Origin of the sequence: Niallia sp. NCCP-28 (assembly GCF_023168165.1) — a bacterium.
GTDB lineage: Bacteria > Bacillota > Bacilli > Bacillales > Cytobacillaceae > Niallia.
The window spans coordinates 569255-583146 of record NZ_BQYJ01000001.1; the positions used below are offsets into that span (position 1 = coordinate 569255).

Genomic DNA, 13892 nt, shown 5'->3' on the forward strand with positions numbered 1-13892 from the left:
GGGGAAACAAACGTATGGAAGTTATTATGAGTTTAGCAACATTAGGATTTTTATTCACTTTGGTTTTTGGGATAGTTTTAAAAATAAGAAAGAAGCCTGCAAAGAAGGTATTTTTAACCTCTTTATTATGTCTGGTAGTTATGTTTGTATCATTCTCCTTTGTGGAAGAAACAGAGACTAAACCAATTAAGGAAAATCCTACACCTAAGGTAGAAGAGAAAAAAGAAACAAAGGATGAGGTAAAAGAAACGGAAGAAAAAATTTCATGGGAAGATAAAGTAAAAGAAGTAGCTGCAACCGATGGTACTGAAACAGAAAAACATGATGCAATTGTTTCATATGCTCGTGATTATAAAGCAACAGAAAAAGAAATCACGGAATTCGGGGATTATATTATTCAAGAATATAAAGACCGCAATTACTTAAAGGATATTACCAATCATGAATATATGCTTACAAACATCTTCAAAGCATCTGTGATTGATTACCATTATGATGATAACGAAAGTGTCCCTCTGCAAGACTTTGCATTTGATTTCTTACAGAATACAAAATATAACTATCGTGGTGCGGAAACTGCAGTCAGTGATTCTACACTTGCTAATGAAGAACAAATGAATAAAGCACTTGCTGAAATGGGGAAATAACTCCCATAACAAAAGCCCTTCTCAAGCGAGTTGGGCTTCTTTTTTATATAATTTGCACTTTAAGTATGTTCATAAAAGGAATTTTCAAAAGATCCATACCATTCTCTACATGGATTAACTTGGTATTACCATCCATTTTGGTAACAATCCCTTTAACTGGCTCTTCTTTTTTCCAGACAGTTAATAACACTTCGTTTTTTTCTGTATGTGCTTCTGTTAAGCTATTTGCTATTTCCTCTAATTCAAATTCATCTCTCTGTGGTCTTTGAGGCTTCTTTGTTTTTACCATTTCCAATTATCCTCCTATGCGTACCTTTTGTTTTCTCTAACATAGGAAGCAGCTAAAATCGAATCGATTCTAAAAACACGCGGCTGCTTCTTGGTTAAACAGAAAGCTTTAATATAGGTTTCATTTATATGCTTAATTAAAATAGTCCTTTTCGAGAATGTATGATCATTCTTCTCATAGATAATTTCCATTGCTCTGTTCTCCAGCATTGCCTTTTCTAGTTGTCGATTCATTCTAACTACCTCCCTTTTTTTATAATTATACACGAACATCCGTTCCTAAACAAGATAAAACAGAAACATTCGTTCTTATTTTATCTTTATCAAACGATTTGGGAAGATTATTGATTTGCTATCACATGAGAGAAATTTAATTTTGATCTAATGGGAAAGTTTCTAAGAAGGTATCAATGAGGTCTTTTAGCTCGGAAGAAGTTTTTACTTTGTCGTATTGCTCTTTTAATTGCAGAAGGTAATCGTATTCTGTCATTCTATCCCTCCTTTCTTACTAGGAAGGATTCTGTTTGTTAGTTCGATATTCCTGTTAGTTCATAAAATAGACATGGATGATGGAATTAGAAATGGTTTGCACTTGCTTTGCGAAATCTTATACAAGGTGATATATTAATTTAAAGAATTTACTTATAAAGTCCCGAAGATGAATTATAGGAGAGTTTATTTCATAGTCTTAAAGTTGTGTATAATTGTCATTTTCTGTCGAACGATACTATTTGTTGTTTGGGACACTTTACTTGATAATAGATATAATAGTTTGTAATAAAATACTGGAAATTTTTCCAGAAATCTTTTTCCTGTTCAACAAAACGCTTTATTATTGTTGAATGATTAAGAAAGTTAGGTGTGCTCATTGGAAAAAATACATGTGCCTAGAATAAACGATGATTTTGAAGACTTTATGACACTATTCTACATATGGGATAAAGTAAAAAACAGTAATCGAGATATAGAGCTTGATTTTGGAAGATGCAACTTCTTAAGACAAAACGCTGTTGCCTTCTTAGGAGGTATGGCTAGATATTTAACTTTTAATGATAGAAATGTTACGTTTAACTTTGAAACTGTTCCAACATGGGTCTATACTAATTTAAGGCAAAATGGATTTGTTGCAACTTTCACGGAAGATGATGGACCTTGGAATGGTAATTCAATTCCCTATATAGAAACACATAATGATGAAAATATAAATACATATTTAGAAAATAATTGGTTAGGTCGAGGTTGGGTTAACATAAGCGATAATTTAAAACATGCTATCGTTGGAAAAGTATATGAAATTTTTGCTAACGTATATGAACATAGTGATTCGCCTGTTGGTGCTTTTAGTTGTGGTCAAAGATTTCAAAACTTGAATGAACTCAAATTAACTGTTGTGGACTTTGGGGTGGGGATTCCGACAAAGGTAAAAAACTATTTTAATGATTTAAGTCTCGAGACATTATGGACACTGGAATGGGCATTTACTGAAGGTAATTCAACAAGGACAACACAAAAGTATAAAGGGGGATTAGGCTTAGGTATATTGAAAGACTTTATTGTAGCAAATGATGGAAAACTAGAAGTATATTCACATAACGGCTACTGCTTGATAGATAAAAATGGTAGTATATTTGAAGAACATGATGAATATTTTGATGGTACCATTGTAAATATTACTTTAAAGTGTAACGAAAATTATTATTATTGGTTAGAAGGAGATAATGATGATGATGACGATGACTTCTTTAATATATAAGGAGGAACAAACTATGAACATAAACGTCTTTGATATCATAGGTAGAAGTGCTTTATCGATGAGTAAAGGAAACGATCTTTATGAGGTGATTATTCAACATATAAAAAAAGGGCAAGAAATAACTCTTGATTTTGAAAATGTTGAAATGTATGCTTCATTATTCTTTAATACTTCAATTGGTAGATTATTAAAAGATTTCAAACCCAATGAGCTAAGTAACAAAGTGAAATTTGTAAATTTAACACCCGTTGGAAAAGATTTATTGAGAAGATCCATTAGAAATTCTGCAGAGTATTTTAGTAATGTATCTGTTAGAAATGCAATTGATAAAGTTGTTCCTGAAATTGAAGGTAAGGATAGATGAATATAGGTGCTTTGGGAGTAGTAGATATCACAGACGACACACCATTAGAAGATGATGTTTTCTTCGTAGACAGTAATGTATGGTTCTGGTTAACTTATGAAAGAGCGAGTTTGGGTAATTCTAAACCATTACCATACCAGGTGAAGGATTATCCAGAATACATTGATGCAGCTTTTCTATCTGAATCTAAAATGTATAGATCTGGGCTTTCTCTTTCGGAATTATCACATCAGATAGAGAAAGTAGAATATGATATATTTTGTGCTACTCACAGCCTTAATATGCCTAATAAAAAAAGCTTTAGACGTAATTATCCTATTGAGAGAGCGAATGTAGTTGAACAAATAGAACTTGCATGGCTGCAAGTAAAACAAATGGGAATACCATTAGAATCAGAAATAATTAATGAGCAAGTTACAGACCTTGCTTTAAATAGGTTTCAAAATCAACTGATAGATGGTTATGATATCTTCTTAATGGAATTTATAAAAAGCTCAGGAATTGTAAATGTCATTTCTGATGATGGAGATTTAGCATCGGTTCCAGGAATTAAACTATTTACAGCAAATAGAACTGTAATTGAAGAAGCAATATTGCAAGGTAAATTAATAGAGAGATAAAAGAAGCATTCCAAATTCGGAAGCTTTTTTTATTTACACAAGATTCTCAGTTAAATATATAAAAATGCCCCACTCCAAAGAGTAGGGCATTTGTTGTGCGCGGATATCTAATATTAGTTTACCCAGAATTAAAACATCATATTCCAAGTATACTTGCCAACCTTACCGTCCACATCAAGGCCTTTGCGTTTTTGATAAGCTTTTACTGCCTTTTCTGTTGCTGGCCCATAATCACCATCAACTTTTACATTAACGGCACGCTGAATACGTTCAACATCCTTTCCTATTGAACCTTTTTTAATTAACTTCCCTGGATATGGTACGATTGCTGCACTAGATGTTTTTGTAGTTGATGTTTTGGCAGCAGTAGTTGTGGTAGCAGTTAAAGAAATAGCATCCCCTTTTGTATTAAAAGTATCTGTGCCATAGCCTTTATAGTTGTACTGTAAATGTGGTTTATCAACAAAACCTGACCAATCTCCACCCCATTCAAAACCAAGTGCTTTAGCTTTAGCAATAGCTTTTTTGGCTGCTGCAGAACCATAGCCATTCCACAATGCTTCTTTTCCATCCACCATAACAAAGTCTAATGCTTGGCCAACAATATGGTAAGACTTCATCGTTTGAGAAGCACCTTTTGCAACGTTTTGACGCTGTGTTTCAACAGTACGAATTGTTTCATAGATCAATACGTCAATTTCATTTTCGATTAAATATTTGTACCATTCGATTGCTTTCTTCTTCGTGTTATCTCCAAGCTGTGCAAGGTTTTTTAAATTTCTTTCATGATAAGTTGGTGTAAATGACATTCAAAACATCTCCTTTTTTTTAGTATTTTTCGTTTAATAAAATATCTAGTTCTTCCTGATTTTCTTTGCTAAAAAACCAAATGATTTTCGCTAACATGCCTGCACCTCCAATAAAAAAGAGCACCTGTTTAGGCACCCTACTTGGTTAATTTCTTTGCTTGCAGCACTTCTTTTTGTTTTAATCCTTTTTTGCTTAAATAGTTGTTCTTCCAGCCTGCATATAAAAAATAAACACCAGAGCCAACGGCAATGATGTCATTCGCTAAATCCTCTGGAATTGTTTGATAACCCAACATATTTAATACTGAATTGGCTACAGCCACAATTAGCAATGCAAAACGTGTGATGCTTGCTTTATCCATACTTATCACTCCTATACATTTTTAGAAATCAGATCAAAGATAGTGTAAAGAACTCCGCCGCCACTAACAAAAGCAATTAATACTTTCCACAGCATATTGTTGTTGTTTTTCTTAATCCCTAAAGTGTGATTGATCAATTGGCCCATCAATTCTTTTTGCTCTTTTCTTTGCTGATCAATTTCCTCCCTTTGCTTATTGATTAATTCCCTTTGTTTTTGCCCTTCCTCTAGCAAAGTTCCCTTGGTTTCCATTTGGATTGTTTGGACAGAAGTTAATTCTTTTTTCACTTCTCCATAGTTTTGTTCCAACGCTAAAATTCTTTTCTCATGATCTTGCACAATTGTCTCCATATTTTCTCTCGATACCTCCTGTTTTTGCGGCATCTTCATTTCCCCCTTATATTTCTCTCTATTTACATATAAGTTTTTCTTGATGTATATAAAAAGAGCCCTAAAAGGACTCTTGATTCGATATTTATTTACTGCACAGTTGTATCCTACGAAGCAGTACCATTATCTCGTTTCTTATCTAACATATAGAAAACATCTTCTTCTCTACAATCGTTTAAAGGTTTTCCTAACGGAAATTCTTCTGATTGAGACATCAATAATTCGTATTCTTCATCTTCAAATATAGTGCTTTGATCTTCAGAAGTTTCACCTTCATCATTCAAATACCTTGTTATTACTGTGACTCTTTTATTGTCGTAGTCAATCATTTTAACTTTCAGTTCTTCTTTTGTGAAATGAACCAAAACTGGTTTATTTAAAGTTACTTGTACATCAACAGTACGCATTTAATTCACCCCTTAATTTTTTTCCATCTTAAATGTTCTCCAAATGAATGATTAAATCTTCTTCTCCATAACATAACTGTCCGTTGTTATCTCTAAAGAATTGATAGTTACCAATGTTAAATGGAGGATTTATTCTTTCTATTTCACTAGGTTTAAAATCTGTGTTATTAACCGTAATCCACATTAATCATTACCCTTTTTATTAATTATGTTAATTTTTGTACACCTCTACTAATGTAATCATGAAAACTTAAACCAGTTGCTCCACTAGGTAGCTCTGCTACGATTGTTCCATCAGGGTTAAATTTAACAAACGCTAGAACACCACCCGAACCCCTAGCAGGTTTACTTACAGCAAATAATGGTGCATAGTCTGCTCGTATAGTCCCTATTGTAGAACCATTCGTTATACCTGTTACATCTAGTGATACAAATACCTTATCTAGCGTTCCAATCATTTCTCTAATATACGTACAAGGGAAATTTTTGCCCACTCCCGATGACAACGTCACATCTCTTAACACTGGCTCATATAAATCCGTTGTCATTAATACTTTTTTCCATGCTGTCCACTCATAAACCCCATTGTTGTATGCGTAACTTCTTTCAAATGTCCAATCAACTGTTGGTCTTTTGTATGTTTGCGTTACAACACTGTTGCTGGAATTAGCGCCTTTTACTATCAGAATCCCGAAAGATCCGACAACAGGTGGAGGAACATTCATGGTTGTAGCGTCACATAAGTATTCACCGTTAATTCGAATGTTATCAATGTTTTTACCGTAAGCCGTTTTAAACGTGTAATCTAAATCCTCCACTCTTAATACACGCTTCCACTCCGTCCAAGTGTAAACATTATTTTCGTTTTTACGACTACGAGTGTAAATATATCCAGTACCAGGTGCGAAGTAAGTTTGAAGAATCGTACCGTTATCAGCATTAGAATAATCCACTTTTAAAATTCCAAAACTTGTTGCAGGAACGTTAATTGTAGAACTATCACAAGCATAGCTTCCCTCTTCTAGTAGCTTGTTCGCATCTAATTTATACGCTGAGCCTATAACTGTATTTGTATAATTAGTTTTAACTAGTTGTTCTCTACTATATAAACTTTGGCGAAACTTTGACGAAATAGAAAAAACAGTTGGCATACCAGTCAAATTTCTTGATTGACCTTCAACGCCAACTGTTTTTGAATTGGATTTTACCGTCCATGCTGCGACTTTTACATTTAATGAATCATCAATAAATCTTAAAGCTACGACATCATCATGTGTATATATGGTATTCGCATATCTATATTCGCCTAACTCATTCAATAAATTTTGTACAGCACCAAAGGCTTGTTTACTCCCCCCATTTATCTGTAATAACCCAAAGTTATGCTCAACGTTTGTAGCATCTATCCCGTCATTGTATAGATCATAAAGAGACGTGTACGGAATACCATCCATTAAATTAAGCAGCAACATTCTACATAAAAACTGTGCCTGCATGGTTTCAGTAACTTGCCATGCTTTAAGTTGTTCAGGCTCAGGTGTAGGATTTGTTCTTATAGCATTTGTCCAACCAACTTCCGTAATAACGATAGGCTTATACGTATCAGTGTACTTATTTATCAATGTTCTTACACGCTTGTGAGATGTTTCTATAATGGTTTCCGGACGGTTATTGAGACGATAGGGATGTATGGACACTGCATCCATATAATCAAGTGCACCTAACTTAAATAATTCTTCCAACCAGTAAATCCATTTATAAAAGTTGTCAAAATCACCGTTATAGCCAAAGTTTGCTGATAAACCGGGAGCAACGACCAAACTGTTAGGACTATTATTTTTTATTACAGTATAAGCACCTTTTAACATATCAAAATAAGTTTCTATTTTTTCTATTTCAGTTTGTTCATTATCGAACCAAAACCTTTCAGCGTTGGGCTCATTGTAAACTTCATAATCTACGTTTAGGTCTGCAAAGTGTGCAGTTACTGCATCTATAAAATTTATATACGCAGTTACCATTTCCTCGTTAGAATACAAAGGATTTGCATAGCAAAGAATACATAAAGGTTGTATTCCATTTTCTACATAACTTTGTATATCACTCTCAATACTCGAAAAGTTATAAACACCTTTTGTTGTTTCAAATCTTTCCCAAACGATGTCCAAGCGAACGTGTTTGGTTCCGAGTTGTTGCAATCCATATAAATTTGACGGTGTATTCGTTCCTCGTCCATGTATATTTACGCTCAAACTTTCTCTCAAAGTAGCACTTTTCGAAAAAGAATTAGGCTTGGAATCAACTATATTTACTCTATCCGACATAGTTACCAACTGTGCATTAGTGGTTTCTAATTCTGACTTCTTCGCAACGTCATTTTCTGCGATTAAACTAATGATTTCATCCGCTTTTTCTTTGGTTAAATCTACATTGGTTTGAGTTTCTGCAGCAATGGTTTCGATGGTTTCTTTCATCGTGTAAAAATCATCTACATAAAATTCTGTAGAAACAGCAATATCCGCATCGATCAGCGCTTGCTCAATGACAAAAGAGAATCGATGAACAGACATCTTTTGATTATTATCATAGTTGAGATATAGCTCGGCATTTACGCGGCCGAAGTGTTTCAGCTGCTCTTTAGTAAGCCAATACTCAGCTATTCCGTTTAATTTATCCACTATGGTTACTGTCTCTGTGAATTTACTGCCATCTGCCATTCTCATAAATAGTTTGCCAGTCACTGCATTTAATGGCAGCTCCACACCGTCCTTAAATAAAAAGAAGGCCAGCTTCGCTGTACCCTCATCTTGCGTGCTAAATCGTATATCGGTTGTAATACTTTGAACGCCTATTGGCGATACTTCAAGCTTTAAATCTGCGCCTTTATCCATGTGCTTTTCACCTCACTTAATATATAGAAATCACTGTATTCATACGCACGTTTATAGCACTTCCGCTTGTGTTCGTTGCTTCAATTGTTCCGTCCGTTTGGAATGCAAATTTAACGCCAAGTTGCTCTTCTTCCCACAACATGCTAGGTTTTAGGCTATTCGGCAATGTAGCTATTTTTGTAGCTGTTGAAAGAGAAGGTACGGTAACTGCACCGCGAATAATAATAAATTTACCATCTGTCGCTGCTCTCCATTTTGAATTCGAATCGGGATTACTTGCACCATTACTTAAAGGCATATCGGTATATGTCATAGGGCCTGTAAGTCTAGCTCCTATCCAATCTGCTGAAGGTGTTTTAGTTGCTACCACTACATTTCGTACTTGTTCATCGATAATGACGTCTGAATTTCTAACAATCTTTTGGCGAACCGAACCACCATTGTCACCAGCTGACACATAAATCCTTGCTCCTGCATCGGTATATGGTGCATCCGTAAATAACGCCATCTGTGCTGAGGTAATATAAAACTCTCCTCCAAGCAAAATATTGCTTAATTTATTCCCCCAATCCGCAGCCGAAAGATATTCTTGTTCTGTACTTGTTGTTTGTATGACACTCCAACTACCAAATGAGTGAGCAAAAGTTTCTCTGGTAAAATCAAAAGAACGTTCAATACGAAATATCTTTCTTCCGGCAGATAGTCGAACAAAAAGTTGAATGCTGCCTAATGTTTGAGTGTACGGGAATACGATTATATACCAACCAGCACCACCGCTAGGGTAAGGAAAATCAGATAAGCTTGCGGCAGTTGCCGCATCTAAATAATATTGACCAGGTATCACTAATTGATTAACAGATGTAGTCCCATCCGGTATTGATAGGGCTCTTCCATCTCCTTTTGTCATCGCATAGTTTTGTGCTCCAGTTCTAGCGATCGCTTCCCAGTATTCATTGTCATTTCTCTGAACAAATCCGTACAGTTGGTTAAACCTTTTCCCTGTGTTCCCACTTGTCACAACAAATAACAAGCTATGCTTACCCGTAACTGGATTTACAAAATAACAAAGCCCTTCCGGTTCTGCCAATTCATCCCGAAAAAGCCTTATGCCATTTTCTCCTATGATTTTAGTAACATCATAGTCCATAACTTTTTTATTTGTAACAGCATCATATTTTTGTATTTTCATCACGTTATTATCTCTACCAGATTGATAATAAACATCTGTTCCGTAACTAACGCACCCTTGCATTGGACGTTCCTCAGTATATTGAGTTGGATCAATATTCACTTTATATAACACATTGTCTATCTGTGCTAAAATATCCGTTCGTTTACGCAACTCTACGATTCCATCTTCTCTTCTAAAACAGAAGTAATCATAATGTTCATCGAAAGAAGGAGTAAAATAAACATTTTTCAAAGATGTCGGCGTATAATCTGTTAATCCAGCAACCTCTGATTCTTTCAAGATATAATTGTCTTTCCATGGATAGCATACTAATTTACGCTGGCCTGTATGATAAAGCCAGATGCGTAGGTCACCCTGGCTCTTTCTTTCTACAGAAATCATCGTTCCATGTCCCCCGCGAGGAATCCACATGAAACTCAAATTTTTACCATCTGGAGTCATACGAGTTATATAAAATCCTTCATTTGGTGCCGCTACACTGTCAGATTGAGTCGTATAAAGTTGGGCTGTTTTGCTGTCAATATTAAGCGACTGATTAACAGCATTCCTTATACCTCCAATTCCGGTAATATATTTAGGGTTTAAATTAGTGATAGTAAATTCTAATTCTTTAGCTGCTGCTTCCATTGCATCCAATCTGTCTGGCAGCCAATCAAAATTCCCGCGAGCTGCGATAACTTCTGGCAAATCAGATGCCTTTAACACTAAATTTTTTATTAGAGTTTTTACATTAAGAATCTCGGATATTCTTTTTCTGTTTTCCTCTTCAATCATATCGAAATTTTCATTCTGTTCTCGTCGCCATCCAACTCCCTGAAAATTCTTCAAAATCCTATTTAGATTCAACTAGATCCCTCCTCTTCTATAATTTTCACGAACTGCGGATTCCCATCGTTATCGACTGTTAAATTCCACTTTGAACCATCAGGAGAAAAATAAGCCAGGGCATCCCCAGCTAAATCAATACGATTTGTAATATCGTCTATAACATCATCAGATAAGGATCCAACACCAGAACTTAAATCTATACCATCTGGAGTAATTACCTCTTTTTCCTCCCCTGTGTCATCCACAATAGTTATGGCGCCATTCCCCATAAAAACAGAACCGTTTTCCACTTCTGTTTCTACAGTAGAATCTTCGTCCGTATCATCTGGAATGTACTCATTACCAATAGCAGCAGCATCCCAAGAAGCCAAATCATGTGCTTCAATAATGGATGTTAGCTTGCTGACGTATTCAGTATCTGTTGCATATCCTGCGGCCTTTATTGCCTGTGCTTGCGCTGTATAATCCGTTAATCCAATTACTGCAGCATAACGGCTATTGTCATGAAAAAACTGACCATGATCTAAAATACTTTCTGTCCAGTTGCTGTAGGCTCTGAAATATGCAGTAACATAATAAACGTTGCCATTCGAATCTTGTTCGGCTGTTCTATACGCTTTTTTAGCACCCGTCCAACTACTATCAGCTTTTATTCCGAATAAATTGTTACAATCAATAGTTAAAGAAGACCTGCCCCAATTACTCTCTAAGGCCCCTTGTGCTGCAGTAATAGAAGGCAATATTCCATGAGAGTACCAAGTTTGCATTGCCCCGTTTTTTATCTTCGTTAAAAAACTAGTTACATAACTTGGACTAGTGCTAAGGGTCATGATAGATGCTGTTTGTACTGACGCTGTTGAAACTGTGGAGGACTTAGTTTTTCTAGTCGTCTTAATCCCTTTATCCGGATCAAATTCCACATTACCAGATACAGCAGCAATAGCCTTCGATGCTTCCTGCAAAGAAGGTAAACTTCCAGTTAACGTGCTATTTACGCCAGATAATTGCTTACCTAAATCAGCAATAGATTTCCTTAATTGACTCTGGATTTTAAGCATATCTTTATGAGCACTGCTGAATGTTAAACTCTGCGGTTGGTTTGTATAAGGATGTGGAGATTTAAGGTTGACTAATTTCACATCGCTCGCTATTCCTAGTGGTTCATGAATTAACAGCCATACATCACGGACATCTACCGATTCGGCGCCGCTATAAATAATGTTCAATGACAAATCAGGATAATCTTGCAATTGACTCTTGGCAAACTCAAGCAATTTATCCTTATCCGTAATCGTATCACTTGTTACAGGTGCCGCCATTTTCGTTCCCCAATCCTTATGAGATGGAGAAAGATATGTCACAACAGCTTCGTATTTATCGTCACCCTCATTTTCAAGATAAACATTGGCAGCTGGATCATTCAATTCCAAAGTGGCCGCTTCTTGGGTATAAACATTCTTTGTTTTGCGGACAATTTTCCCTTGTTTATTTTTCTCATCATATGATTCCTGGTGCTTCACTTTTTTCGTATTTGGATTTTTTGTATCCGTGCCAACGAACTTAATATTGCACTTATGTTTTTTATTCTCTAATCCTCGAATAGTAAGGGTTAAAGTGCCACTCTTTTCGCTATACGTCGTATCATTTTTGGAATTAGAATCATCTACATTAATTGATACTTTGCCGCCAAACTTTGACTTCTTAAAGTAGACGTCTACTCCGGTGCCGGTGAATTCAAAGGATGCTACACTGTCCTTTGTGGAAGTAGTCCCATCCGTCCATTTATCTGAGAAAGTTACTACCGATTGTCCTATGGATTGGTCAGATTTAGTATCCTTATTTTCTTTCTCTTTTCCATAGGCTTTTATATAAGTTTTAATATTGGTGATATCTTCAGCGACACTAACCTCATTTGTGTTGTAAAGATAACGAAAAGTCTGCTGCACTTCTCGATACCATTCATCTTCGCTATACAATTGCAAATGCTTATTATCAGCATAAAAAATAGCCCCGAACGTGCGGCAGGCTATGTCGTTTATGATATTTTTAGCATCATTTGCACTGATACTTTCAATTGTTTGCTTTTCAAAGTCTCCGACAATTTCGTAAGTGAACCCTAATTCATTACCATTAATAGCGAATTTCATAATATCATCTAAGCTATATTCTGCAGCACTCTCTTTTGCGTCATATTGATAATGATCCTGCACCGTAAAACTGACATGTACAGCCGTTATGTCTTTCGTCTGCCGCTTACCAACCACTTTAGGCGTACATTGCTTTATGACAAATTCCTGTCCTTGATAAACAATAACTGCATCCCCAGTTAAAAGGTCGAAAGAAAATTTATTATAGATAGTTTCATAAGCTGTGAACGACAATTGGCGAGAAGTATTCTTTTCGTAATCATAAGAAAAACCGCCATAATCAATATCGATTAATATTTCCTCATAAGCATCTGTTTTATCTCTAACAAGCAAGATTCCGTTCTGCATTTTAAGTCACCTCACTTGTTCGCATACAGAAATGGGAAATCAAATGATATTTTACTATTTGTTAGCCCTGTAAGTTCCATTTCATTGAATAGCATAGGATTTAACGTTATAATGCCATGATTGGTATCTCTTCCACAATGATCTCCATTTAAATAAGGATATACCCCTGTCAGTAAAAGAATATCCCCTTGTTTCATGGATTTATTGTACTGAAAAATATCTCCCGTACTTTTATTGATTAGTTTGACGGATGAACCAACCCCACTAATCCCAATGGTTAAATCGTGTCTTAGCAATGGATTCACTACAATATCAGATGCATTATAAACCTTGAAATTTGACTCATTAGTAAAGACATATTTCAAATCCTCTGCTAAAGGCAAGTTCATTCCAATTTGCCACTTTTCTTCATCAAAAGTAAAATCGTTTAATGTGGTGCCCCATGATTCCCCGTAGCCCTTAAACACTTCAAACTCAATGCTGAAAGTGGCAGCAATCGTATTTACCCTTGTATATTCGAACGGTTTAGGATGCACTAAGTAACGAATACCCTTCATATCCGAACTGGAAATGTAGTAAGCCTCACGCTGAAAGAAAAATTGAAACACATCCCGGATTAATAATTGATACTCTTGTGGATCCATGCTTTTTAAATAAAAATTGGCTGTGACTGTTTTTGGGCCATATGTTGTATATCCATCCATTTGACCGTCTAGCCCATCTTGCTGCTGATAATTAGTAGATGGTTGAGGACTGGATATAATCAATTCTAAAAAACGGCATCCTAATACTTCTTCTAAGGACTGCCGCTTCTCATTGCGATCAATATACAATTGCTTCTTCACTT

The 13892-nt window shown here is 35.5% G+C and carries 14 protein-coding genes; 4 read left to right on the plus strand and 10 right to left on the minus strand.

Translation table 11 applies throughout. The features are described 5' to 3' along the window. Positions 1-14: 14 nt before the first annotated feature. Positions 15-647 carry a hypothetical protein gene (locus NCCP28_RS02855; RefSeq protein WP_248559882.1) on the plus strand — a complete coding sequence of 211 codons (633 nt, stop codon included), beginning with the start codon at positions 15-17 and terminating at the stop codon, positions 645-647. A gap of 43 nt (positions 648-690) precedes the next feature. Here NCCP28_RS02855 and NCCP28_RS02860 read toward each other — a convergent pair whose 3' ends face one another. Beyond that, complete coding sequence (locus NCCP28_RS02860; RefSeq protein ID WP_248559883.1) at positions 691-936, minus strand: YolD-like family protein; 246 nt, start codon at positions 934-936, stop codon at positions 691-693. 14 nt (positions 937-950) lie between these two features. After that, positions 951-1169, minus strand: coding sequence for a WYL domain-containing protein (locus NCCP28_RS02865; protein ID WP_248559884.1), 219 nt, complete (start codon positions 1167-1169; stop codon positions 951-953). A gap of 634 nt (positions 1170-1803) precedes the next feature. On the opposite strand from NCCP28_RS02865, the gene NCCP28_RS02870 reads away from it, so the two are divergent. The 3 genes from NCCP28_RS02870 to NCCP28_RS02880 are packed head-to-tail and all read left to right on the plus strand — an operon-like array spanning position 1804 to position 3672. After that, a complete protein-coding gene (locus NCCP28_RS02870; protein ID WP_248559885.1) occupies positions 1804-2688 on the plus strand; it encodes an ATP-binding protein in 885 nt (294 codons plus the stop codon). A 13-nt stretch (positions 2689-2701) separates the two neighbouring features. After that, positions 2702-3052 carry an STAS-like domain-containing protein gene (locus tag NCCP28_RS02875; RefSeq protein ID WP_248559886.1) on the plus strand — a complete coding sequence of 117 codons (351 nt, stop codon included), beginning with the start codon at positions 2702-2704 and terminating at the stop codon, positions 3050-3052. Beyond that, positions 3049-3672, plus strand: coding sequence for a hypothetical protein (locus NCCP28_RS02880; RefSeq protein ID WP_248559887.1), 624 nt, complete (start codon positions 3049-3051; stop codon positions 3670-3672). Before NCCP28_RS02875 ends, NCCP28_RS02880 begins: the two co-directional genes overlap by 4 nt. Positions 3673-3800: 128 nt before the next feature. Here NCCP28_RS02880 and NCCP28_RS02885 read toward each other — a convergent pair whose 3' ends face one another. From NCCP28_RS02885 to NCCP28_RS02920, 8 genes are all read right to left on the minus strand, one after another. Continuing rightward, positions 3801-4481, minus strand: a complete 681-nt coding sequence (locus NCCP28_RS02885) for a M15 family metallopeptidase (protein WP_248559888.1) — start codon at positions 4479-4481, stop codon at positions 3801-3803. A gap of 137 nt (positions 4482-4618) precedes the next feature. Continuing rightward, positions 4619-4843 carry a phage holin gene (locus NCCP28_RS02890; protein ID WP_282579518.1) on the minus strand — a complete coding sequence of 75 codons (225 nt, stop codon included), beginning with the start codon at positions 4841-4843 and terminating at the stop codon, positions 4619-4621. An 11-nt stretch (positions 4844-4854) separates the two neighbouring features. Continuing rightward, the gene (locus NCCP28_RS02895; protein ID WP_248559890.1) at positions 4855-5226 is read right to left on the minus strand and encodes a hypothetical protein; all 372 of its coding nucleotides are present in this window, start codon (positions 5224-5226) and stop codon (positions 4855-4857) included. A 113-nt stretch (positions 5227-5339) separates the two neighbouring features. Next, positions 5340-5639, minus strand: a complete 300-nt coding sequence (locus tag NCCP28_RS02900; protein WP_248559891.1) for a hypothetical protein — start codon at positions 5637-5639, stop codon at positions 5340-5342. 206 nt (positions 5640-5845) lie between these two features. Further along, on the minus strand, positions 5846-8530 hold the full coding sequence (locus NCCP28_RS02905; RefSeq protein ID WP_248559892.1) for a BppU family phage baseplate upper protein: 2685 nt from the start codon (positions 8528-8530) through the stop codon (positions 5846-5848). Between the two features lie 16 nt (positions 8531-8546). Continuing rightward, positions 8547-10568 (minus strand): phage baseplate protein, encoded by a 2022-nt coding sequence (locus NCCP28_RS02910; protein ID WP_248559893.1) that lies wholly within the window; start codon positions 10566-10568, stop codon positions 8547-8549. Continuing rightward, positions 10565-13045 carry a phage tail protein gene (locus tag NCCP28_RS02915; RefSeq protein ID WP_248559894.1) on the minus strand — a complete coding sequence of 827 codons (2481 nt, stop codon included), beginning with the start codon at positions 13043-13045 and terminating at the stop codon, positions 10565-10567. Before NCCP28_RS02915 ends, NCCP28_RS02910 begins: the two co-directional genes overlap by 4 nt. An 11-nt stretch (positions 13046-13056) precedes the next feature. Continuing rightward, positions 13057-13890: a phage tail family protein gene (locus tag NCCP28_RS02920; protein ID WP_248559895.1), complete on the minus strand. Its 834-nt coding sequence runs from the start codon at positions 13888-13890 to the stop codon at positions 13057-13059. Between the last annotated feature and the right edge of the window lie 2 nt (positions 13891-13892).